General features: G+C 45.7%; 17 protein-coding genes and 2 pseudogenes. 9 read left to right on the top strand and 10 right to left on the bottom strand.

Features of this window, described 5'->3' with window-relative positions:
• Positions 1-90: 90 nt before the first annotated feature.
• The 4 genes and pseudogenes from QUB04_RS00800 to QUB04_RS00785 form a co-directional block, all read right to left on the bottom strand.
• The gene (locus QUB04_RS00800; protein WP_333279996.1) at positions 91-3,261 is read right to left on the bottom strand and encodes an MFS transporter; all 3,171 of its coding nucleotides are present in this window, start codon (positions 3,259-3,261) and stop codon (positions 91-93) included.
• A gap of 368 nt (positions 3,262-3,629) precedes the next feature.
• Positions 3,630-3,953, bottom strand: a pseudogene (locus QUB04_RS00795) (hypothetical protein); the annotation flags it as partial.
• Between the two features lie 66 nt (positions 3,954-4,019).
• Complete coding sequence (locus QUB04_RS00790) at positions 4,020-5,000, bottom strand: hypothetical protein (RefSeq protein WP_333279994.1); 981 nt, start codon at positions 4,998-5,000, stop codon at positions 4,020-4,022.
• Positions 5,001-5,144: 144 nt separating this feature from the next.
• A complete protein-coding gene (locus QUB04_RS00785) occupies positions 5,145-5,450 on the bottom strand; it encodes a hypothetical protein (RefSeq protein ID WP_333279992.1) in 306 nt (101 codons plus the stop codon).
• 85 nt (positions 5,451-5,535) lie between these two features.
• Between QUB04_RS00785 and proS the strand changes: the two genes are divergently transcribed.
• From proS to QUB04_RS00770, 3 genes are all read left to right on the top strand, one after another.
• A complete protein-coding gene (gene proS, locus QUB04_RS00780) occupies positions 5,536-7,341 on the top strand; it encodes a proline--tRNA ligase (protein ID WP_333279990.1) in 1,806 nt (601 codons plus the stop codon).
• 218 nt (positions 7,342-7,559) lie between these two features.
• The gene (locus QUB04_RS00775; protein ID WP_333279988.1) at positions 7,560-7,688 is read left to right on the top strand and encodes a hypothetical protein; all 129 of its coding nucleotides are present in this window, start codon (positions 7,560-7,562) and stop codon (positions 7,686-7,688) included.
• Positions 7,689-7,876: 188 nt separating this feature from the next.
• Complete coding sequence (locus QUB04_RS00770; RefSeq protein ID WP_333279986.1) at positions 7,877-10,849, top strand: adenylate/guanylate cyclase domain-containing protein; 2,973 nt, start codon at positions 7,877-7,879, stop codon at positions 10,847-10,849.
• 933 nt (positions 10,850-11,782) lie between these two features.
• Here the strand turns inward: QUB04_RS00770 and QUB04_RS00765 are convergent.
• Positions 11,783-12,073: an AAA-associated domain-containing protein gene (locus tag QUB04_RS00765; protein WP_333279984.1), complete on the bottom strand. Its 291-nt coding sequence runs from the start codon at positions 12,071-12,073 to the stop codon at positions 11,783-11,785.
• A gap of 283 nt (positions 12,074-12,356) precedes the next feature.
• On the opposite strand from QUB04_RS00765, the pseudogene QUB04_RS00760 reads away from it, so the two are divergent.
• Positions 12,357-13,466, top strand: a pseudogene (locus QUB04_RS00760) (adenylate/guanylate cyclase domain-containing protein); the annotation flags it as partial.
• A gap of 79 nt (positions 13,467-13,545) precedes the next feature.
• On the opposite strand, the gene rpmB reads toward QUB04_RS00760, so the two are convergent.
• Positions 13,546-13,782, bottom strand: a complete 237-nt coding sequence (rpmB, locus tag QUB04_RS00755; protein ID WP_006634309.1) for a 50S ribosomal protein L28 — start codon at positions 13,780-13,782, stop codon at positions 13,546-13,548.
• A 23-nt stretch (positions 13,783-13,805) separates the two neighbouring features.
• On the opposite strand from rpmB, the gene QUB04_RS00750 reads away from it, so the two are divergent.
• Positions 13,806-14,078, top strand: a complete 273-nt coding sequence (locus QUB04_RS00750) for a hypothetical protein (protein WP_333279982.1) — start codon at positions 13,806-13,808, stop codon at positions 14,076-14,078.
• Between the two features lie 23 nt (positions 14,079-14,101).
• Here the strand turns inward: QUB04_RS00750 and htpG are convergent, their stop codons facing one another.
• The 3 genes from htpG to rppA form a co-directional block, all read right to left on the bottom strand.
• Positions 14,102-16,090, bottom strand: coding sequence for a molecular chaperone HtpG (htpG, locus tag QUB04_RS00745; RefSeq protein WP_333279980.1), 1,989 nt, complete (start codon positions 16,088-16,090; stop codon positions 14,102-14,104).
• Positions 16,091-16,748: 658 nt separating this feature from the next.
• Positions 16,749-18,086: a two-component system sensor histidine kinase RppB gene (gene rppB / locus QUB04_RS00740; protein ID WP_333279978.1), complete on the bottom strand. Its 1,338-nt coding sequence runs from the start codon at positions 18,084-18,086 to the stop codon at positions 16,749-16,751.
• A gap of 287 nt (positions 18,087-18,373) precedes the next feature.
• Positions 18,374-19,063, bottom strand: a complete 690-nt coding sequence (rppA, locus tag QUB04_RS00735; RefSeq protein ID WP_333223872.1) for a two-component system response regulator RppA — start codon at positions 19,061-19,063, stop codon at positions 18,374-18,376.
• Positions 19,064-19,269: 206 nt separating this feature from the next.
• On the opposite strand from rppA, the gene QUB04_RS00730 reads away from it, so the two are divergent.
• From QUB04_RS00730 to QUB04_RS00715, 4 genes are all read left to right on the top strand, one after another.
• A complete protein-coding gene (locus QUB04_RS00730) occupies positions 19,270-20,274 on the top strand; it encodes a multicopper oxidase domain-containing protein (RefSeq protein WP_333279976.1) in 1,005 nt (334 codons plus the stop codon).
• A 163-nt stretch (positions 20,275-20,437) separates the two neighbouring features.
• Positions 20,438-21,658: a helix-hairpin-helix domain-containing protein gene (locus QUB04_RS00725; protein ID WP_333279974.1), complete on the top strand. Its 1,221-nt coding sequence runs from the start codon at positions 20,438-20,440 to the stop codon at positions 21,656-21,658.
• 87 nt (positions 21,659-21,745) lie between these two features.
• Positions 21,746-22,690 (top strand): FTR1 family protein, encoded by a 945-nt coding sequence (locus QUB04_RS00720; RefSeq protein ID WP_333279972.1) that lies wholly within the window; start codon positions 21,746-21,748, stop codon positions 22,688-22,690.
• A 120-nt stretch (positions 22,691-22,810) separates the two neighbouring features.
• Entirely contained in the window at positions 22,811-22,945 is a 135-nt protein-coding gene (locus QUB04_RS00715; RefSeq protein ID WP_333279970.1) for a hypothetical protein, read from the top strand.
• Here the strand turns inward: QUB04_RS00715 and QUB04_RS00710 are convergent.
• On the bottom strand, positions 22,935-23,438 hold the full coding sequence (locus QUB04_RS00710) for a hypothetical protein (protein WP_333141998.1): 504 nt from the start codon (positions 23,436-23,438) through the stop codon (positions 22,935-22,937). The genes QUB04_RS00715 and QUB04_RS00710 overlap by 11 nt on opposite strands.
• Between the last annotated feature and the right edge of the window lie 35 nt (positions 23,439-23,473).

Genomic DNA, 23,473 nt, shown 5'->3' with positions numbered 1-23,473 from the left:
ATAAAAAACTTTGATATCATTCCAAAGAAAATAGGCTGGCAAACAGCCAGCCTAGAATCAGGAGAACTTTATTTCAAACTCGTTGAAAATCTAGCTAAACAAACCCGAAATCCCGTTGACTGCTATTGCTCCAGCCAAAGCGGAAACAACCACAGAAGTCAGAGCCGTACCGAACAGCCACCAAGCTGCGGCTGCTGCCGCTTCGCGCGCATCTTCTGCTTGCTGCTTGGTCTTTTTCTTGAGCTGTTTGATGCGTTTTTTGGCTTCATGTTGCAGGCGTTCCGATCGCAATAAAACGCTGTCCCTGGCTCCTTCCATTTGGTCAACAATTCGGTGAGCGTCAGTCTCGGAAATATCGGAACGAGAACTCAGCAGGGCAACTAAAGTACCGCGATCGAACTCACCTAAACGCTCTTTAATCGCGTCAAATCCTGCCTGCGGGTCATCAAACACTTTGCGTAAGTCCCGCTTGATGCCTTCGTAGTTGAGCTCTGGTCGATCGAGCGAATTGAGGTAATCCCGGATTTTCCCGAAAATACCATCCATTGCTGACTGAAACTTGTCCTGAACCATTTGAACTTGTTCGACAATTTGGTTGCGGACAGATTCAATTTGGTCGGCAATTTTGTTGGCTTCCTCTTCCGAGATATCTTCCCGCTGCGACAGCAATGCTACCAGAGTCGATCGATCGAAGTGCTTCACGCGATCGCCCAAACTTTGCATCCCCATTCCCGGCTCGCTAAACAGCAACTGCAAATCGCGTTTGATGCTTTCAGGATTGAGTTCTTCCTTGTCCGTATTCCGCAAGTAATTTTCCAAACTTCCTTGGAAATCCCGGACTGTTTTTTGAGCGCGAGATGCCAAGCGGCGGGGCGATTTCACGATGCTGCGAATTGAATCTTGCACGCGATCGATCGTCCGATTGATCTGTTCTTCGCTCAAATCTTCCCGCTGCGACAGCAGCTTGACTAAAGTTTCGCGATCGACCTGAGAAAGTCTGTCTCGAAGTGCCAAAGCACCCTCTTTCGGATTTTCAAACAATTTAGTCAAATCCCGATTGATGGCTTCTGGATCGAGTTCTTCCAGGTTTGTATTCCGCAGGTACTCGCCAATTTTTCCAGTAATGTCCTCGTACTGTTGCTTAGCTCTATCTGCAACTATTTGCGGCGCGTGGATAATGTTGTCGCGCACAGATTCGATCCGGTCGATCGTCTGATTGATCTGTTCTTCGCTGAGGTCTTGGCGCTGTGACAGCAACTGCACCAGCGTATCGCGGTCGAATTGAGACAAGCGTTCTCTCAGCGCTTTAAATCCCGCTTCCGGGTCGTTTAACAGCGTTTGAAACTCGCGCTCGATCGCTTCAGGATTGAGTTCTTCCTTATTAGTATTGCGGAGATAGTCTTCTACCTTTTGCCGCAATTCTTGGGCTTTCGATTGCGCTTGCTCTTGCAATTCTTGAGCTTTAGAAATCACGCGATCGCGCGAACCTTCGAGCCGCCCGATTAACTGATCGGCTTCCTCTGGACTGAAATCTTCGCGCTGACCCAGCAACTGCACCAAAGTATCGCGGTTAAATTGCGACAGGCGATCGCGCAAAGCCTCAAAACCAGCATCCCGATCTTCCAAAAGCGCTTGGAAATCCCGCTCGATAGCTTCAGGATTCAATTCTTCCTTGCCGGTCGATCGCAAATAATTCTCAATCCGACTCCGCAAATCTTGAGACTGTTCTTCACCAGCAGCAGCTTGCACAATTTCCAACACTTCTTGTCGGACACCTTCAAGCTGTTCGGCAATTTCCGTCACCTGTTCAGGAGCAAACCCCTCACGGCGGCCCAGAATACCTACAAAATAATCTGGATTAAACAGCTCTAACTGGCGCAAAACTGCCCCCGGAGAAGCTTCCGGGTCATAAATCACATCCCTAAATTCCTGCTTGATTGTCTCCCGGTTGAGATGCCAAGGTTGGGCATTCATCAAGTAGTTTTCCACATCAGCCTTAGCTGTATTGAAAGGCAGCGCAGGCACTTTGTCGCCCACCTTAGAAGCCAAAGATTTAGCTTGTTCCGTCCCTTTGGCTGTCAGTTGCTGCAACTGACCAGTGATTTTTTCAACATCCAAATCCGACAAATCCGTCCGCGACAAAACAGTGTTCACAAGAGATCCCACTCCCAACTGCATCGCTCGCTTCATGCCGCTGCTGGATTCCGATTTGTTTTCCCTACTTTCCAGAATTTGAGACAGCTTGGCGTTGAGTTCGTCAGACTTCAGCAAATCGGGAGCCGCAAACTTGAGAAAATCAACCAGCTCTAAATTCGGGTCTTTCTGCTCTTGCTGCTTGCCGAAAGTTTGCTTCCAAACGCCTTCGAGTTGGTCAGCAACTTGAGTTATTTCTTCTTGAGAAAAGTCTGTGCGACTCTTCACTAAATCCACAAAAGTCTGGCGGTTAACATTCTTCAGAACGTCGCTTCCCGCAAGAGATTTGATATCTGCATCGCCCAGCAACTTTTCAAATTGACCGCGAATTTCCTTAACATCTAATTTCGGTAACTGCAAAGAACCCACATAATCTTGCAGTGTTTCGCGAATGCTATCGGGGTCTACCGCCGAACTCAATTCACGGCGGACAGCGGCCACCGATGCCTCTACAGTATTGACCATTTGGTCGCTGGCCATCTTGCCGCCGATCGCAGCACCAGCAGTACCCATGACGCCTTGAATGCCAGAAAAAGCAGTTTTTATCAAGGAACCGATCATAGAACCGACGGCGCTAGAACCGAGCCACACCAGCGTTAAAAAGTACGCAGCCCAGATGACCACACCAATAATTGCCGCTCCGTCTACGCTGGCAATTGAAGTTAGTTTGACTGCCAAAAAACAAGCCAAAAATAAAGCCAGGTTAACCGTGACTAAAATCCAACCCCCGACTAAACCTTCGATTTTCCGAACTTTCTTGCCTAAACTTTCGGACTCATCATCATCATCGTCATCGTCGGGTAAAGCCTCGTCCCAATTTGATATCTTGGCGGCGATCGAGAAATTTGTTAACAGGAATTGGAAGCCGAAAGCCATAATGACTCCGGCGATTAATGCCACGAAAAACTGAGGGCTTAAAAACATCAGCCCTCCGATATCGGGGTGGTCAAATGGCACATCTATTTCTACTGGCATTTGTACTGGCGTTTGTACTGGCATTTGTACTGGCATTTGGCCCCTATCGAGTTTTGGAGTGTACAGCGACATTAATAACTCGCTTTGAAACATAATTTACCTCCTTAATTTTTATGCCTAACTCGGCATAGCGAAAATTGCCCCCAACTTTTTTCTAGGGGTGTTTGTAATCTTTAGATGAGGTTTTGTTTGGGTTCGGCTTTATCTTACGGAAGCCCTTATTAGTGACATTGGGATGAGTGGTAAATCAGTTCTATAGTGATCTCATCCTTACTGCTTATTATGGCTCTGGAAGCTAAAAAATAAATCCGTCTAAAGTCAGAAATTACTTTTTAAGGGATTGGTAGCAGCAGAGTTCGCATAAAACTGGCAAGTTTGAGGCGGGGGCAATCCCCACCAATTATCAATAGTAGTAAAGTGCGATGTGATACACTCTACATATCGTAGAGTGCGCTACCGAGTTAGGATTCCGTTGGATTTTCAGGCTCAAAACGAGCGAGTAATTGCGATCGATCGAGATCCATACTCAGTCGCGTGATTTCCAGAGGTTCTAGTTGAATCAAAGGCTCGATTATTTGGGCTAATTCTTCATCAATTTCGCCAAATCTTACTTGTAATATACTCTCAAGAATCTCGCGTTTGCTTTGCTGAATACATTGCTAGATACCTTGCTGAATACCTTGCTCGATACCTTGCTGAATACCTGGCTCGATACCTTGCTGAGTTGCTTCTTCAAGTCGTTGTAAATAGAGTGGTGACAGTTCCATAATTAACTCCCGATTTTCTCGATATATAATAAATAGTAAAGTGATATTTAGCGCCCCCTACATATCGTAGAGCGCGCTGCTGAGTTAGGATTCCGGTTGGTTTTTCGACGCATCGAAACGAGCTAGTAATTCAGAGCGATCGAGCTGCCTAATTAGTCGCGTGCGATCGAGGGGTTCTAGCTGAATCAAAGGCTCGATTATTTGGACTAATTCTTCATCAATCTCGCCAAATTTTAGTTGTAGGAGACTCTCAACCATCAGGCGTTGAGCGCGCTGCATAGCTTGCTGCATACCTTGCTGAATACCTTGCTGAATACCTTGCTGGATACCTTGCTGGATACCTTGCTGGATACCGCGCTGAGTTGCATCTTCCAACCGTTGCAAGTAGAGGGGTGACAGTTCCATAATTAACTCCCGATCTTCTCGATCTATGTCTTGACGTACTTCTAATATCGTTCGCAAGTTGTACAACAATTCTAACGCATTCAACCGAAAGACATTATCTGAGGGTAACTCTCTCAATTCGGCAATAGCTTGCTTCTGCACGTTTCCCTTCCCTAAAACTCTCAGCCACAGGGTTTCTGGAGTCCGGGGGAGTTGGTGAATGGCAATAATCGCTGCTTTCAGAGACGCACCCATAAAATAAACTCCACTTACCCAATTTTCCGGTTCGGGAATCGCTCGAAATCCAGCTAATATCGTGTCGGAAACAGTCGGCGACAGTATCCAAAGTTGGGGCAAGTCTGCCTCTGCAATCCGGGTATTTTCTCTAACTGCCGCGCGTTCAAATTCGCCGTGGATATCGAAGAGTTTGCCCAGACAACTGCGAATTTCTCCGATTTGGACGGGGCTGCGGAAGGGTTCAAATACAGCGGGTTTTACTGCAATTTGACCCAAAATGCCGAGGGCGGTTGCTTCGACTTCCGGTTCTGCTTTCGGGGAAAATAAAACGTCAACCTGCCTTACTTCTCCAGCAACATCCCGGCTGGTTTCTACATTACCGAGAGGGGTTAATAGTTCTTTCAAATACTGTTTAGCAAATTGGTCGTGAATAAATCTGGTCATGCGATTTTAGATTTTAGAGTTGGAATTAGTTACTGGATATGGGTTTGGCGCTTGCCTCAAGTTGCATTGTTTTTTGAATCCGGTCATTAGAATGTAATTGCGCGTCATTCAACAAACATGATATCAGGTGCGCCGCAGCGTACCCTACGATTTTTTGCCGCAGCATTTACCCTCACAGTTGCGAATGCTGCGAATACAGCCGTACTCCTCGAAACGTTGACTGTGTTTGCGAACAGTAGGATAGGCCAGTAAATATAAGGGAATTCCGATTAGTTTGTAAAGCAATCGACCAGCAGCATGAACAATATCCCAAATTTCACTTAAATTAGGTTCTCGAACAAATTCTCCTATTTCATCTTTTAAGGCAACCCATTGAGATTGCACAGTAGGAGAGTGACAATTATCAAAGACTGCCATACCTTTTTCGTAGTTTTGCCAAATTTTATTCATATATTTAATCAAATCGGGCTTAGTTCTGATAATATCAGAAGTTGATCTAAAATTACACTCATCCGGTATTTTAAGGAAATCAGCCATGCGACTATCTCAAATGCTTTTTGTTACCCTGCGCGAAGACCCGGCAGAAGCAGAAATTCCTAGCCACAAACTATTACTCCGTGCCGGATACATCCGGCGCATCGGTAGCGGAATTTACGCTTATCTACCTTTAATGTGGCGAGTTCTCAAAAAAGTATCTCAAATTGTGCGCGAAGAAATGGACGCTACCGGCGCTCAAGAATGTCTCCTCCCGCAATTGCAACCGGCTGATTTGTGGCGAGAATCTGGTCGCTGGGACACCTACACTCAAGCTGAAGGTATTATGTTTGCCATGACAGACAGGCAGCAGCGAGAATTGGGACTGGGCCCAACTCACGAAGAAGTAATTACTACAATTGCTAAAGATATGATTCGTTCCTATCGGCAATTGCCTGTACATCTTTATCAAATCCAAACTAAGTTTCGCGATGAAATTCGCCCGCGTTTTGGGTTAATGCGCGGTCGCGAATTCATTATGAAAGATGGCTATTCTTTCCACACTAACGAAGAAAGTTTGAAAAAAACTTATCAGGATATGGCTCAAGCTTATAGCAATATGCTGCGCCGATCGGGCTTGCAATTCCGAGCAGTAGATGCTGATTCTGGAGCAATTGGCGGCTCTGGTTCTCAAGAGTTTATGGTGTTGGCCGAAGCGGGAGAAGATGAAGTTCTTTATACTGAAGATGGTCAGTATGCAGCTAATGTGGAAAAGGCTGTATCGATGCCTGCTGATGCCGAACCGTCGCCCTTTGCAACGTTTGAAAAGCGGGAAACGCCGGGAACTGAAACAATTGATAAACTTTGCAAATTTTTGAAATGTTCTCCGACGCAAGTTGTCAAAAATGTGCTTTACCAAGCTGTTTACGACAATGGGATCACAGTCTTGGTATTGGTAAGCATTCGTGGCGACCAAGATGTGAATCAGGTAAAGTTGCTGAATGAGTTGACGAAGTTAGCGGGCAATTATCAAGCTAAAACTGTTTTATTTTTGACTGTCCCCGATGCGGAAGCTCAGCGGAAATGGGCTGCTAAATCTTTACCTCTGGGTTATATGGCTCCCGATGTTGCTGATGATTATATCGCTGGGAGCAAGGAGGTAAACTCTAAGTTTTTGCGTTTGGTCGATCGCACCGCAGTTGACCTGACAAACTTTGTCACTGGTTCAAACGAATCAGGATACCACGTTGTCGGGGCTAATTGGGATAAAGAATTTCCGCTACCAGCAACGGTTGTAGGCGTCAGAACAGCCAAAAAGGGCGATCGGGCAGTGCACAACCCCGAACAAACCTTGCAAAGCGCCAGAGGCATCGAAGTCGGTCACATCTTCCAATTAGGAACCAAATACTCCCAAGCAATGGGCGCTACCTACACCAGCGAACAAGGCGAAGAAATGCCCTTTGTTATGGGCTGCTACGGCGTCGGCGTGTCGCGGCTAGCTCAATCGGCCGTAGAACAATCCTACGACAAAGACGGGATAATTTGGCCAGTGGCGATCGCCCCGTATCACGCCATCATTAGCATCCCCAATATTTCCGACGCCCAACAAGTAGAAGTCGCCGAAAAACTCTATGCAGAACTCAACCAATCTGGCATTGAAACCCTACTAGATGACCGCGACGAACGAGCCGGAGTTAAATTCAAAGATGCTGATTTAATCGGCATTCCCTATCGGATTGTTCCGGGCCGTTCGCTGAAAGCAGGAAAAGTTGAAGTTGTGGAAAGAGCCACTCACAAATCACATGAAATTCTCATTGATGAAGTAAATTCTACTTTAAAACAGTGGATTGAAGCCGCCATCAACTAAGCCTTTATAATTGGTAAGGTGCGCGCACCGCCCACCTACATTTAGGCTCGCAATGTGCCCGGTGTACACCCTACATTGCGAGCCTCTTGGGAGCATCACACTTTTTCAGCCCAGCTAGAAATTGGAGTTGGGAGGCAGGAGACAGGAGGCAGGAGGCAAAATGCAGGAGGAAAGAGGAAAAAAGAAGGAGCCACAAGAAGTGTTTTGGGAGCATCTCAATGAAAGCAGCAAAGCTCGAAATTGGAATTAGGAGTCAGGAGTCAGGAGCCAGGAGAAAAGAGTCAGAAGGAAGAAGAAAGAAGTGTTTTTGCAAATATGAGATGCTCCCAGTGTTTTTACAAATATGAGATGCTCTTCCCTCTTCCTTCTTCTCTCTTCCTTCTTCCTTCTTCTCTCTTCCTTCTTCCTTCTTCCTTCTTCCCTCTTCCCTCTTCCCTCTTCCTTCTTCCTGACATCCGTTACATCCGTTACAGAATCCGTTGCCGAACTTCCCTCTTCTTTGAGATGTGAAATTCCCTAAAACTTAAAACTCGGTATGAATCTGAACCTAAATCAGTTTCTGCGATTCCCTCAATCCCGAATTGGGCGGTACTTAGCTCAAGTAACTGTCGTTGCTGTCGCTTACGCCGTGGGAGCGAGGCTAGCAATTTCAATTCAAGGTGTTAGCCCCTTTGCGGCCTCGGTGTGGCCACCCGCAGGAATTGCACAAGCTGGACTTTTATTGTTTGGGAGAAAAGTCTGGCCTGCCATAGTTTTGGGTACATTTCTGCTAAATTTGGTTAACCCAAATGAACAGATATTCGCGGTTTGGCTGGGAGGAAACGCCGGGGCAATTCTGCAAGCTGTTTTTGCAGTAACTGCCCTGCGCTGGATGGGGTTTCGTCCATCTCTCGCTCGATTGAAAGATGTAGTTAATTTAATCTTGTTTGGCGGTCTAATTTCTACTCAAATCAGTTGCACGATTGGCGCGTTTTCCCTATATTTTGCGGGCAAAGTAGATTGGACAGAATATTTGTCGGTTCGATGGAATTGGTGGTTGGGAGACACAATGGGAGTTTTAATTTTAACTCCCTTAATCCTAATATTTTTTCGCCCTAAAGTAACCGCCGATCGTTTAAAAAGACAAACAGGCCACCAGCAAAGATATTTAATTTGGCGGGCAGTATGGTTATTATTATTAATTGGGGTGAGCTGGATTGTCTTTGTGTCGAAAAATGAAGCTTCTATTTCTAGTTATCCCCTGGAATATTTGCCGTTTCCTTTCATAATTTGGTCGGCGCTCCAATTCGGTCAACGAGCCGCTGTCCTAGCCTCGTTCATTGTCTCAAGCATCGCAATTATGGGCAGTTCTCAGGGAGGGGGGCCGTTCATAGCCAAAGCCGAAAATATCACTCAGGCTATCTTATTTTTGCAAGCTTTTATGGCTGTAGTTACAATTACCTCGCTGTTATTGGCAGCGACGGTAGCTGAACGCGCTGAGGCAGAAAATTCCCTGCGAGAAAGCGAAATTAAATATCGAGAATTGGTGGAAAATGCTAGCAGCATTATTATGAAATTGGATGCTGACGGCTATATTACTTTTTTTAACGAATTTGCCGAAATATTCTTTGGCTACACTCAGGAAGAAATCCTGGGTAAAAATGCAATGGGAACAATTCTTCCGCAGACAGACATCGAAGGGAATAACTTACAGTTGGTTTATCATGAAATTTTACAAAATCCCGATCGCTTTACCAGCTATGAAAATGAAAATATCCGGCGCAGTGGCGATCGCGTTTGGGTATCTTGGGCAAATAAACCGCTGGTTGGTTCAGCGGGAGAAATCCTGGGAATCCTCTGCATCGGCACAGATATCACCGCTCGCCGAAAAGCTGAAATAGCGCTGCAAAAGCTGAATGAAAAGCTGGAAATCCGAGTTGAAGAGCGGACAAATGCCCTGAAACAAAGCGAACTTCAGCTACAGAAACAGAAATCGGCATTAATTGATTTAGCCAAAAATAAAGCGCTGAATCAAGGCGACTTAACAAAAGCGCTTCAACAAATAACTGAAACTGCTAGCCGTACTCTGGAAGTTGCCCGATCGAGCGTCTGGCTGTACGATCGCACAAAATCCAAGATCGAGTGCCTGGATTTGTTCGATCGCGCTGTCAACCAGCACTCAGACGGTTTGGAATTAGCAGAAGCAGACTATCCTGTCTATTTCCAAGCACTGCGAGAAGAACGCGCAATTGCTGCCTTTGACGCCCAAAACGATTTTAGAACTAGAGAATTTGCGGAATCTTACCTAATTCCGTGCGGCATCACTTCCATGCTAGATACGCCGATTCAAATAGGCGGAGAAACAGCAGGAGTCCTCTGTTTAGAACACGTAGGAATGCCCCGCTATTGGACGATTGAAGAACAAAGTTTCGCTGTTTCTCTAGCAGACTCTGTAACTTTCGCAGTGGAAGCGCGAGAACGCCAGCGCGCTGAAGAAGCGCTGCGACAAGCTGAGGCAAAATACCGCAGCATTTTTGAAAATGCGATCGTCGGCATCTTTCAAACTACTCCCGATGGGGAATATCTCAGCGTGAACCCTGCTTTAATTCGTATTTACGGTTATAGTTCCTTTGAAGAGTTGAAGGCAAATTTAACTAATATTAACCGCCAGCTATATGTATGCCCCCAACGCCGAGCCGAAGTCATTAATTTAATGCGAAAAAACGGCAACGTATCAGATTTTGAATCTCAGGTTTACCGCCAAGATGGCAGTATAATTTGGATTGCGGAGAATGCTTATACTGTCTGCGACGGACATGGAAATTTGCTTTATTACGAAGGTACTGTTCAAGATATCACAACTCGCAAACAAGCTGAGGCAGCTTTGCGCTTAGAACAAGAAAAATCAGACCGTCTCCTGCTCAACGTTTTACCGCAAGCGATCGCCGATAGATTAAAACAAGACCAAAGCATCATCGCCGATACTTTTTCCGAAGTAACAGTATTGTTTGCAGATATAGTCGGTTTTACCCAAATTAGTTCCCAAATTTCTCCACCGGAATTAGTTTCCTTGCTTAACGATATTTTTTCCACCTTCGATCGCCTAGCAGAAAAGCACGGATTGGAGAAAATTAAGACCATTGGCGACGCTTACATGGTAGTAGGAGGATTGCCAATGCCCCGCAGCGATCATGCAGAGGCGATCGCACAAATGGCCCTTGATATGCAGCAGGCAATTATTGACTTCAGCAATACCCACAATCAAGATTTCAGCATCAGAATCGGCATCAACAGCGGCCCGGTTGTCGCCGGAGTAATCGGTATTAAAAAATTTATTTACGATTTATGGGGAGACACCGTTAACACCGCTTCCCGCATGGAATCCCACGGCTTGCCGGGGTGCATTCAAGTCACGTCTGCAATTTATGATATATTGCAGGACAAGTATGTATTTGAAAGTCGCGGCGCGATCGAAGTTAAAGGCAAAGGCGAGATGAACACTTATTTTCTTACAGGCATCAAGTTATAGCATCAGGAAGAATGAAGAAGGAAGAAGTAATATAAGAAGTCATGTTTCTGAATTAAGCATTTCCTAATCTTCGGGCGCGGTTGCTATAGTTAGTTAAAAATATAACACTCAGTATGATTCCCCAAAAAAATCAGTTTCTGCGATTTCCTCAATCTCGAACTTGGCAATACTTAGCACGAGTAGCTGCCATTGCTTTTGCTTACGCTGTGGGAGCAAAAATAGCTGTTTCAATCCCAGGCGTAAATACGTATAGTATTCCAGTGCCGTGTGGCTATCTAGGTAAAAGCTGCTGAAAGTAAAAATCGAGTATAAATACGGATGCAAGTTTCAGTATCTGCGTGTAATAATGAGGTTAACTAAAATTATTAAATTAAAGAGGAGTTCTACGATGTTTCAGAAATCTTTCCGTAACCTCATGGTGGCGGCTGCCCTATCGCTACCAGTAGTTTCATTAAACGTCCCGAGCGCTCTAGCCGACCAGCGAGATTTCACCATTGTAAACAGGAGCGGTCGTGTAATTCACGAACTTTACGTAGCACCTTCCGGTCACGATAACTGGGGGAAAGATATCCTAGGGGATGGGATCCTAAACAGCGGGAGACAAAGACTTATAACTTTTAAAAGCACTTCCTCAAACTGTCTCTATGACATCAGCGTTGTCTTCGCCGATGAAACAGAACAGGACGAGAGGCAGATAAATCTGTGCGAGATTGAGACCTATACTGTTCGGTAATAAACAATAAGTAAGCTCGGTTCAAATAGCCAGTTGGCGTAAGCCCGTGAGTTGAGCCACTCTCCGACCGTCGGTTCCCGTACTGGTGCGTTCCGCAGTTGCTCACTCAGCATTGGCGGCTACAAGCTGCTGGCGCAGTTCCTCAATTTCAGCCGAGGTTTCGCAACTGCGCGTGTTCGCCTCAGATCCTGACTGGATAGTCATTCCATAGATTCAGATTCACTGCTTCCTGCTTCAATTGGCTCCGGTAGGTATAACCTCGCCTCGCCAGCATCATACTCAAACAGTTCAGCATAACGCCCCCAATCTACGGCGGTGGCAAACTGTCGTTCGGCTTCTTCATGCGGATAGTATTCATCCAATAAATCGATGAAGAAATCGGCTCGCATTGCCCGATTGCGTTTTTCTCGTAGCGTCTGTACCATGCTGACCAACACTGGCACATTTTTCATTACTTGGGGTATAGCCGAGATACGCGCAAAATAGGACATGACGTAAAGTTTTGTAAATATAAGACAAAATGACTTGAAGTAGCAAAGCCTGAAATGTTTAGCAGTAAAAGATTGCCGCTTTTTGGGTCTGTACGAGGGCAGAGTATAATTACTACTCTGCTTTCTCAAACTTGGTTGAATAGTCAGCTTATTTAGGATGCTTTTGTGCTTGCAAGCTTCCTCGAAAGCTATGTAGGGACTTATTTGTTACGTTTCTTAATCTCGCATCCTATTTTGCGCGTATCTCGACTTTACCCCAATATTGCTCTCAATGGGATTGAGGAAATACAGCGAAATTAAGTATCGGGAATTAGTGGAAAATGCTAACAGCATTATTTTAAAAATAGATACGGAAGGAAATATTACTTTTTTTAACGAATTTGCACAGAATTTTTTTGGTTACGATGAAAAAGAGATTATTGGCAAAAACGCCGTGGGAACAATCATTCCCCAGAGAGATACAAGAGGAAATGACTTGGCAGCCAAGTTGAGAGATATTTTGGAAAACCCAGAACAATATACGCGGAATGAAAATGAAAGTATCCGGCGCAGCGGCGAGCGGGTTTGGGTATCCTGGGCAAATAAACCGCTGTTTGACGCGGCAGGAAAGTTCGCGGGAATGCTGGCAATCGGTACGGATATCACAGACCGCAGGCGGGCTGAAATGGCGCTTTACAAGCTGAATGAAGAGTTAGAATTTCGAGTGAAAGAACGAACTAATGCTCTGAATGATACTTTAAGTGCACTGCGAGTTCAACAGGAACAATCAGAACGCTTGTTGTTGAATATTTTGCCTGAAGAAATAGCAAATCGGTTGAAGCGAGGAGACAGTACGATCGCAGATACTTTTGCTGACGTTACTGTCTTGTTTGCGGACATAGTAGGCTTTACTCAGCTCAGTTCGCTAGTTTCTCCAACGCAATTAGTAGCCTTGCTGAATGACATCTTTTCGACATTTGACAACCTAGCAGAAAGGCACGGTTTGGAAAAAATTAAGACGATTGGCGACGCTTACATGGTAGTAGGAGGGCTGCCAATTCCTCGCCCGGATCACGCAGAAGCGATCGCAGAAATGGCGATCGATATGCTGCAGGCAATTACTGACTTTAGCAAGATCCACAATCAAGATTTCAGCATCAGAATCGGCATCAACACTGGCCCGGTTGTTGCCGGAGTTATTGGAATTAAAAAATTTATTTACGATTTGTGGGGAGACACCGTTAACACTGCTTCCCGCATGGAATCTCACGGCAAGCCAGGGAGTATTCAGGTAACAGAAACAACTTATCAGGAATTGCGAGAAAAGTATTTCTTTGAAAACCGCGGCGCGATCGAAGTTAAAGGCAAAGGCCAGATGACTACTTATTTACTGCAAGGCAGAAAATTGCTCTAGTAAAGGTTTTTCTCTAAAAGTAAGGGCGATCGCACTCTCAAGCGTGCGATCGCCCTTACTTTTACACTAGCCAAGTTTTTTAAAGCTTGTACAGGTTAATTCCAGCTTCCTTCGCCATGATTTCCAAACCCTTGTGTTGCAAGGTTTTAATTGCCTTTGTAGAAAGGTGCAATCTTACCCAGCGCTTCTCCTGCGGCCACCAAACCCGCTTCCACTGCAAATTTGCGTCTTGCAATTTGTGAGTGCGGTGGTGCGAGTGAGAAACTGCAAAACCGTTATTAGCCTTCTTCCCCGTTAGCTGACATTTCCGTGACATACTTCCCTCCAGATTACCGTTTTTTGCGTGCAGCATTTCATTATACCCGAAGGAAGAAGGAAGAAGGAAGAAGGAAGAAGGAAGAAGGCTTGACTTATCCCTTTACCAATAGAAATAAACTCTTGCTCCCCCCCTTAGCAAGGGCAGGGCGGTTTCATTCTCACCAAAATCAGGCTTTTGTAGGGGCGGTGCCCCCGTGCCCGCCCCCACCCACAGACGATTTCACAGGCGTTTGGGACATGGGGGCAACCACGGGGGGATTGCCCCTACAAGAGAATGAAACAGCCCCCCCTTAGCAAGGGGGGGGTTGGGGGGGTTATTACATGGCACGTTCAGTCAATTTTGTCAAGACTTGATTTGATCGCTCGACAAAATCCTTCATCCCTTCAGCATCGAAACCCTTCTGGGCCATCAAAGCCAAGTCGTAAACGTGGTGACAAATCATACTCGCCAACTGGGCCGACGGAGACTCGCCGCCGCCTTGAATAATCGCACCCTGACTCAAACTCGCCAGATTTTGAATCAGCGGGTGAGACGTATTCACCAGCAAAACGTGGTCTTCGGGGAATTCGGCCGCTTGCTGCCGCAAAAGCGCCGTCATATCCCGCATCCGGCGCAAAGCTTCCGGCAAAAGTACGATCGCAGGTGGCGTCGCCTCCGCAGAGTCAGACTTCAAAGCTTCTGTGCGAATGTTCACTTTCGGCTTGTTGAGAGCTTTTTGGAACATTTCTTGAACTTGTTCGCTGCGAGTTTTATTCGTCGCCGGATCGACAATTTCCGCTTCTTTCTCTTTGTCAATTAGCGTTTCGTCGATGTCGGAATCAACCCGCGAGAATTTGACATCTAAGTGTTCTCGTTCCAAGAAACTAATGAAGTGCGTGTCGATGAAAGAATCCATAAACAGCACTTCTAAACCTTGGCTTTTGTGCATTGCCACATAAGTTGCTTGAGACGCCGGATCTGTACAATAAAACACCCGATTTTCGTGGCGTTTTTGATTGCGTTCCAAATACTCTTTCAGAGTCGTGTAAGGCTGCGTCGAAGTAGAATTTTCCGACTTCGGAGTGACATCTTGCCACAAATCTCCTTCCTCAGTTTGCACCTGAACTTCGGGCGTTACAGTTTCTGGCTTCTCCGCTGTTGGTTCGTAGGTGCTGCGGTAGATTAAAATATCTTCGACTTGCTTTTTGAACTTGTCATCGTTGAGAGTTCCAAACTTGACAAAAGTGCCGATATCTTGCCAGCAGCGGATGTATTCGTCACGGTCGTCGCGGTAGAGCTCTTTCAGGCGATCGCCCACTTTTTTCGCAATATAATCAGCAATTCTCCTGACTGTGCGATTGCTTTGCAAAGAACTGCGAGAAACGTTCAGCGGAATATCGGTACTGTCAATAACTCCCCGCAGCGGCATCAAGAATTTCGGGATAATTTCTTCGCAGTGGTCGCTGACAAAAACCTGGTTGCAGAATAGCTTGATATTGCCTTGGGTAACATCGACATCCGGGCGCAGTTTTGGAAAGTAAAGAATGCCGTTGACAATAAAAGGATAATCTGTATTCAGGTGTACCCACAACAGAGGCTCGTCTTGGAACGGGTAAAGGTAGCGGTACAGTTCTAAATAATCTTCTTTTTGCAAATTGCTGGCTGATTCCCGCCAAATTGCTTTGTGCTTGTTGAGTTCCTCTCCCTCAAATTTGATGGGAACTGGCATGAAATCGCAGTAAGTTTTGATTAACTGCTTAATGCGGCTGGGTTCTACATATTCTTGTTCTTCATCTTGGAGGGTAAGAGTAATAGTAGTGCCGCGTTCGGTGCGGGAAGATTCTGATAGTTCAAAAGCGGGAGAACCGTCGCAAGACCAGTGTACTGCTTGGGAGCCTTCTTGGTAAGAAAGAGTATCAATGTCTACTTTCTTCGCCACCATGAAAGAAGAGTAGAAACCCAGACCGAAGTGACCGATAATTGCGTCCTCGCCGCTGCCTTGGTATTTTTCAATAAATTCTTCGGCGCTGGAGAAAGCGACTTGGTTGATGTATTTTTTTACCTCATCGGCGGTCATGCCGATGCCGTTATCGGAAATTGAGAGGGTTTTGTTTTCTGTGTCGATCGCTATGTTGATTTGCGGTTCGCCCATGTCGCCACTGTATTCGCCGGAACGAGAAACCATTTTGAGTTTGGCAATGGCATCGACGGCGTTAGAAATTAGTTCCCGCAAGAAGACTTCGTGGTCAGTGTATAGCGACTTCTTGATAATCGGGAAAATATTTTCGGTATGGATTGAAATTGTTCCCTGTTCTAAAACTGTCATAATTTTCCGCTAGGTATTTGTCGGTAATGAACCGTGATTAGTCATTGTCATTGGTCATTGGTCATTAGTTATTAATTGTTAGTCGAGCTTAATTTTCCTGTTATACGTTGTTAGCTGCTAACTACTAACTACTAACTACTAACTACTAACTACTAACTACTGACTACTGACTACTGACTACTGACTGAGGACTAATGACTATTTAATGATTTTCGGCTATCGTGCTACCTTCTGCAAAAGGGATTACCCTAAAAAGATGATTCGGTTTCCCTCACCATAATTGAGCGAGAAGCCAATGGCTTACATCATGGGGAGGAACGCGGCGGCGGTTTCAACCGCCCTCAATATGCTAGAATTAAATTGCAAGTAAGAACAACCATCTACGTGAAGAAGTGTTTTATTAAGGAGAAACCCCGCTCGTTATCTCGTCTCGGCATGACCGTAGCCTGGGTAAACAAGTAATGGTGAACATGGAGCGTACCTATCTGGCCTTGTGATGGACTCCGAAAGTAAAACAAAAGTAAGCGCAATTGCAATACCTCTGGTAATGGTAGTTGTTTTGAGCGTGTAGAGGTGATTTGTCAGCACCTGTAAGACCTCCATTATAGTCTTATGAATCCCCGTCTATGAAAGGGCTGGGGAGATGTCAAATAGTAGCTCACAAAGGCAACTGCAGGAGAAAGGTGCTGCCGGAACCCAATTCGCTGCGGGCGCTGAGGCTGCCGCGGTGTGCCCGGGCGATGGTTTGGGCGATCGCCAATCCCAGTCCCGAACCGCCGGTATGGCGCGATCGATCGCTGTTGACTCGGTAGAATCGATCGAATATTCGCTCTAAATCTGCCGCCGCTATCCCAATACCGGTATCTTGCACCTGAACAATCGCCTCCTGGTGGCTGCAATCTAAAATAACTGTTACTTTTCCCCCAGGCGGAGTGTATTGAATGGCATTAACAATTAAATTAGCAACTAAGCGATAAAGTTGGTCGGAATTGCCGACCACATTTAATTGCTGTTGCACTCGCACGGACGATGTGAGGGCTACCTTAGAAGCGATCGCCAAAGCTGCCAATTCCTCTACTAAATCGCTAACAAGGTCATTCAAACAACACAATTGAGGGCGATCGCGTATCGCTTGATTATCCATGCGAGCCAGTAGCAGCAAATCAGCCACTAACTGAGTCAATCTGCGGTTTTGGCGCTCTACAGTTCGCAAAATTTCCCGCGCTTCTTTTTCATCCAATTGAGGCATCAACAGTGCTGATTCTACTGTCGCCTGCGAAGCCGCTAAAGGTGTCCGTAATTCGTGAGCAGCATCCGCTGTAAACTGTTGAATTTGTCGGTAGGAAGCATAAATCGGTTTCATGGCTAATCCTGCCAGCCACCAACTAGAAAAGCCTACTAAAATTAATGCTGTCGGCAATCCCAACTTTAAAATTAATTTGACTGTACTGAGATAATCGTTGAAGTCTTCCAAGCTCCGCCCCACTTGAAAATATCCCCAATTTTCCTGAGTATTGGTGTGCAGCACTACAGAAATTTGGTGATAAATATTGCCTTGGCTGTCAGTGATTGTTTGCCAATGTTGTGAGTTAAAGGTCGGTGGCAATTCTTCGGGATAAGCGCCTGCTGTAGCAATCAAATTTCCTGAATTATCAAATAAACGGATATAGTAAAAGCTTTGGTTGATAGCGCTTAAAATATGGCGATCGGGCAACTGTTCTTTATCTTTAATGCCGTTAACTCCAATTACGCGGAGGTTTGGCAAAAGTTCATTGACTATTGGTTCTAAGCGTCCGGGCTGCTGCAATTTGGTTTCTAGGCTGTCGTGTAGCGTCCCAGCTACTGATTCTAATTCGCGGTCTATGGCTACCCAGTGAGCGTGGGCGATCGCCTCGTATACGCCCAATCCCAGCAAGCTTAAAATCAAACCCATTACTGCTGCATAGGAAAGGGCTAATTGCCAGCGAGTTCGGTTAAATAGTTTATTTTGATTCATTTTTATAACTTAAGCTGTCAGTCAAACAGTCCGCCAGGGAATGAATTCCCTGGCTAATAGTTAAAGTCCTCTAAAGAGGACTAAGGAATGAGAATTAAATAACTTAGAATTTTGATGGTTCTTGTGGGATGGGCGTCCCGCCCGCCCTTTCTGGACGGGCGGGACGCCCATCCCACAAACTTGTGTAAATTATTTAATTCGCGATCCTAAAGAACTCATTAGTCCTCTTTAGAGGACTTTAGCTTTGAGGCAGGGAATTCATTCCCTGGCGGACTATCGGTTTTACTTTAATTTTTCATCCGGTATCCGACGCCGTGTACAGTTTCAATTAAATTCGCGCAGCCAACTGATTCGAGTTTGCGCCGCAGCAAGCGCACTTGAGCGGCTACTACATTGCTAAAAGTATCTGCACTTGCTTCCCATATCTGATTCCGAATTTGGTCGGTGGTGACAATTTGGTTCGGATGTTTCATAAAATATTCTAACAGTTGAAATTCTTTGTTTGTCAGCGAAATTATCTGGTTTTTGCCGTGGGTATCGAGATGACAAGCAGTGCGATTTCCGCAGTCGAGAACGAGATTTCCTACTTGTAGCTGTTGGGGCTGAATTTGGGGCGATCGCCTCTGCAATGCCCGCAACCTTGCTAACAGTTCCGCCATCCCGAACGGCTTGACTAAATAATCGTCAGCCCCGGCATCTAGTCCCGCAACTTTATCTTCCATTCGGTCTTTTGCTGTCAGCATCAAAACGGGCAGTGCGCTATGTTTGGCACGCAATCTCCGCAGCAGTTCCAATCCTGACAATCCTGGTAGCAACCAGTCAAAAATAGCGAGGGTGTATTGCGTCCACTGGCTGTCTAAATATTCCCAAGCTTCATTGCCATCTAGGGCCCAATCAACTATATATTTTTCCTGCTTTAAGGTTCGCTCGATCGCTTTCCCTAAATCGGGCTCATCTTCAACTAGCAAAACTCTCATAACTCTAATTTATAGCGGTAAATCCTTATACATTGTTAGCGATCGGCAGCATCTACCCCAACATCTAACCTCACATACTGAGATGAAATCAGCATGAAATTTTCTAATTTCGCAGAAAAAGATGATAGTTGACAATTATTGACAACAAGCTGGAAATGTCTTATACTCAAACGCAATCAAATTTTTGAGAATTTTTATCAATAAGTATGACAGATTTATCCGATCGTCCCCCCATGAAAAAGCCGGGGCGCTGGAGTCGTCGCCAACTGCTACAGCTAGGAATAGCTGGGGCTGGGGTAGCGGGCGGCGCGATCGCATTGCAAAATTTGACCCAAAAACGATCGGCATTGGCGAGAGTACCGCCAATGCCCGCAGATGCAGTCACCATCAGCAATATCAACCCCATGCAAATTGCGCGGGATTTTGATTACGGCACGGTGACGCGCGAAAACGGGCGCACGGTACGCGAATTTCGCCTAGAAGCTAATACTTCGATCGTCCAACTTAATAGCGCCGTCACTTTCAACACCTGGAACGTAAATAATCGCGTGCCGGGGCCAACATTGAGGGCAACTGAGGGCGATCGTATCCGCGTCATTTTTTATAACAAAGCGGGGGATTCTCATTCGCTGCACTTTCACGGCGTTCATACCAGCGAAATGGATGGCGTTAAACCAGTGAAACACGGTTCGGTATTTATTTATGAATTTGATGCCAATCCCTACGGAGTGCATCTTTATCACTGCCATATTGAGCCTGTAACTCGTCATATAGGTAAAGGACTCTATGGAATGTTCATCATCGATCCGCCAAAACCCCGCCCTCCCGCCGATGAAATCTTGTTAATCATGGGAGGATACGATGTAAACGACGACAAAAAAAACGAACTATACGCTTTTAACGGGTTGCCCAATTATTACATGAACAACCCGATCCCTATTTACCGAAATCAGCTAATCCGGCTTTACGTTCTCAACATGATTGAGTACGAAGCGGCAGTGACTTTTCACCTGCACGCCAACTTTTTTGACGTATATCGCACAGGAATGACTTTGACTCCCAGTGAAAGAACCGATGTAATCACAATGGGAGTAGCTGAAAGACATATCTTAGAATTTACCTACGGCTACGCTGGAAAATTTATGTTTCATCCCCATCAAGATGCGATCGCCGAAGCAGGCTGCATGGGGGTATTTGAAGTCATCACTTAAACCAATCGCGCTCCCCGATTACAGCGATTAAAGTTAAGAAAGTCTTAAATTATCTACCCAATTTTCTCGCAAATAGGTAGAATGAATAGCTCGCAAATAATTGAGAATCTTTCTTAATAACTTGTGACTCCAAATGCACATCACGTAAAAATTAGCAACAGCCATGTTATCAACTTTTCGTTTATTACTCACATCTTGCACCATTCTTAAGAACAGGCAAGATGCCTGTTCCACAAACAATGACTTTTCTTGTGGGGTGGGCGTCCCCAAGAACAGGCAAGATGCCTGTTCCACAAACAATGACTTTTCTTGTGGGGTGGGCGTCTCGCCCGCCCGTAGCAGGGTTGTTGCAAATGTTGCAAGATATCGTTTATTACCTACAGCCGCTGCTACAGCCATCCTCGTTGCTCTGACCGGTTGCGCTTCCACCCCCACAACCAGCAACACCGACAGCACAGTCTCACCCGTTGCCACAGCCAGTCCCGCCTCCACAAGCGGTCACAGCGGGACTCACAGCGGCAAAGGTGGCATCAACATCAATACTGCCATTCTTTCAGAGTTAGATAAACTCGAAGCCAAGTTAGGAGTACCGGCACTTTCTAACAAAATTCAAGCCAGCCGCCCTTACGGAAAAGTCGAAGAATTGGTCTCTAAAAATGTCATTACTCAAGCCCAATTCGACCAAATCAAAGACTTGGTAACTATTGAAACTGTGGTGCTGACAGGCGAGCCCAAAGATGTAGACTACATGACTAAACTCGGCTTGATGAAAGGGCATCTTTTCGTAGCCCAAGAACTCTTGGATCAAGGCAAACCCGACCAAGCCGAACCGCACATCGGGCATCCAGTCGAAGAAATTTATGCCGATGTGGAAGATCAGCTAAACGAGCGTAAAATTCCCGAATTTAAGACTACTTTAATTAAATTGCAGGATTTAGTTAAAGCAGGTGCAAAAGATCCGGCTCAAGTGAATGCGGAATTTGACACCTCAATGCAAGCTGTTGACGGAGCAATTGCCGCCCTTCCCGAAGCGCAGCGAAAAGATCCGAAATTCGTGCTGCAAGTGATTAACGGCTTGCTGGATACAGCTAATTCCGAATACGGAGCGGCAGTTGCTAACGGCAAAATTTCCGCAATTATTGAATATCAAGATTCGCGGGGTTTTGTCATGTACGCGGAAAGCCTGTACAAAGATATTGCCGAGCAAGTGGCTAAAACCAGCCCGGAAATTGACAAAGCAATTGTTGCCAACATGACTGAACTTAAGGCAAATTGGCCCACTGCGATCGCACCCGCCGCCCCCGTAAAAACCACCGAACAAGTCAACCAGCTAGTTAAAAAAATCGAAAGCGACAGCCAAAAAGTTCTCAAACCCGCCTCTTAAAAACATTACTCTCATCAAGAGCGGTAATTGGTAAATAACCTGCCAATTACCTCGCTCCTTAACCAGTCCCATTCCCACCATAAAAAAATGAATTTTGGCGAAGCATTGCCCACCTTTGTAATTACTCTCCGCGAAGGAGTCGAAGCCGCCTTAGTTGTCGGAATTGTTCTCGCTTGCCTCAAAAAATCAGGCCAAAGTTATTTAAGTCCTTGGGTTTTCGGCGGAGTTGGCGTTGGAATTATTGCCAGCGCTTTGATAGGTGTACTGTTCGGCTGGACTATTCAAATTTTGTCCGCATCCAATCAGCCTTTTGCACCGATTATGGAATCGCTGCTAGAGGCCACCTTTGGGGTTATAGCGATCGCAATGCTGAGCTGGATGCTGATTTGGATGACCAAGCAAGCGCGATTTATGAAAGCCGAAGTCGAAGGCGCTGTGAGTGCCGCCTTAACGCAAAACTCTCATGCCGGTTGGGGCGTATTTAGTTTAGTTTTTATTGCCGTTTTGCGCGAAGGGTTTGAAACTGTTTTGTTTGTCGTCGCCAAGTTTCAACAAGGCATTATTCCGGCGATCGGCGCTTTGGCGGGCATTCTCTCAGCCACCGGACTTGGTGTCCTGCTGTTTAAATGGGGAGTCAAAATTAATATCCGCCTGTTTTTCAAATATATGGGCGTTTTATTGCTCTTCATTGTAGCGGGTTTAGTGGTATCTACTTTGGGATTATTTGACAGCGCGGTGAATATTTTATCGCAAGCAAATCGCGAGTCAGCAGCGCTGTGTTTCTATTACGAAAGATTTACTAAAATCCACTCTTGCATTCTCGGCCCAATGGTCTGGAATACCTCAAAACTGCTTCCAGAAGACAAGTTTCCCGGTTTGCTGTTGAGTGCGTTGTTTGGCTACACGGAGAAGCTTTATGTGGTGCAGGCGATCGCTTATTTCGTCTTTTTAATTACCGTGGGCGGCATCTACTTCCAAAGTCTGGCAGGTCGAGTTTTTTTCCCGTTTAAGAAAACTCAGGTAACGAAATAGGAAATTAAGTGCGATCGAAACGCGATCGGCTTTGTAGTCGAAAAGCAGGAGGCAGTTGTTTGTTGCTCATCACTAATGCGCCCATAAGTTAGAGCGCATTAGGAAATCGGGAGCATCTCAATGAAAGCAGCCAAGCTCGAAATTGGAATTAGGAGTCAGGAGTCAGGAGCCAGGAGAAAAGAGTCAGAAGGAAGAAGAAAGAAGTGTTTTTGCAAATCTGAGATGCTCCCAGGAAATCAGCCATCTATTGATTGAAGGTAAAACGACCGTCAACTTTTTCTCCCTTAATATCCGCTATCACTTTCACTGGATATTGTCCGGCTTCTGTACCTGGAAAAATCCCGTAGTAATGTTTGCCCTCAGCGTCGTATTTGAGTTCCATAGTTTGTAGTTTTCCATTCGCTAACTGCACTTGAGCGATGACTTTGGCGTCGGTAACTGGTTCGCGTTTGTCCCCTTTTTTCAAATAAAGATCTAAGTGAGTTCCGGTTGCTTGTTTCTGAGTTATAAACTCTAAGTAATAAGCTCCAGACTCGACAACTTGACCTCCTTGAGATGTTTTCGTATGCTCTGTTTTAGCTGTTGCTGCCGGGGAAGCATTTGGAGGTGAAGGCTCAGTTTGAGAGGCTGCTGGATTGGATGTCGGGCTGTTATTTGGATCGCTGGCTTTCTCGCCTTGACTGCAAGCTCCCAAAAACAGCAATCCAACACTACCTAGAACAATTAAATTTGACTTAAGCGATTTCATTTGTTTGACTCCTTGCTGACTGACAATAATTGGAA

The organism is Microcoleus sp. D2_18a_B4 (assembly GCF_036702475.1).
Taxonomy (GTDB): domain Bacteria; phylum Cyanobacteriota; class Cyanobacteriia; order Cyanobacteriales; family Microcoleaceae; genus Microcoleus.
Note: the sequence above shows the minus strand (reverse complement) of the source record. Positions and strands in the feature narration are given on the sequence as shown.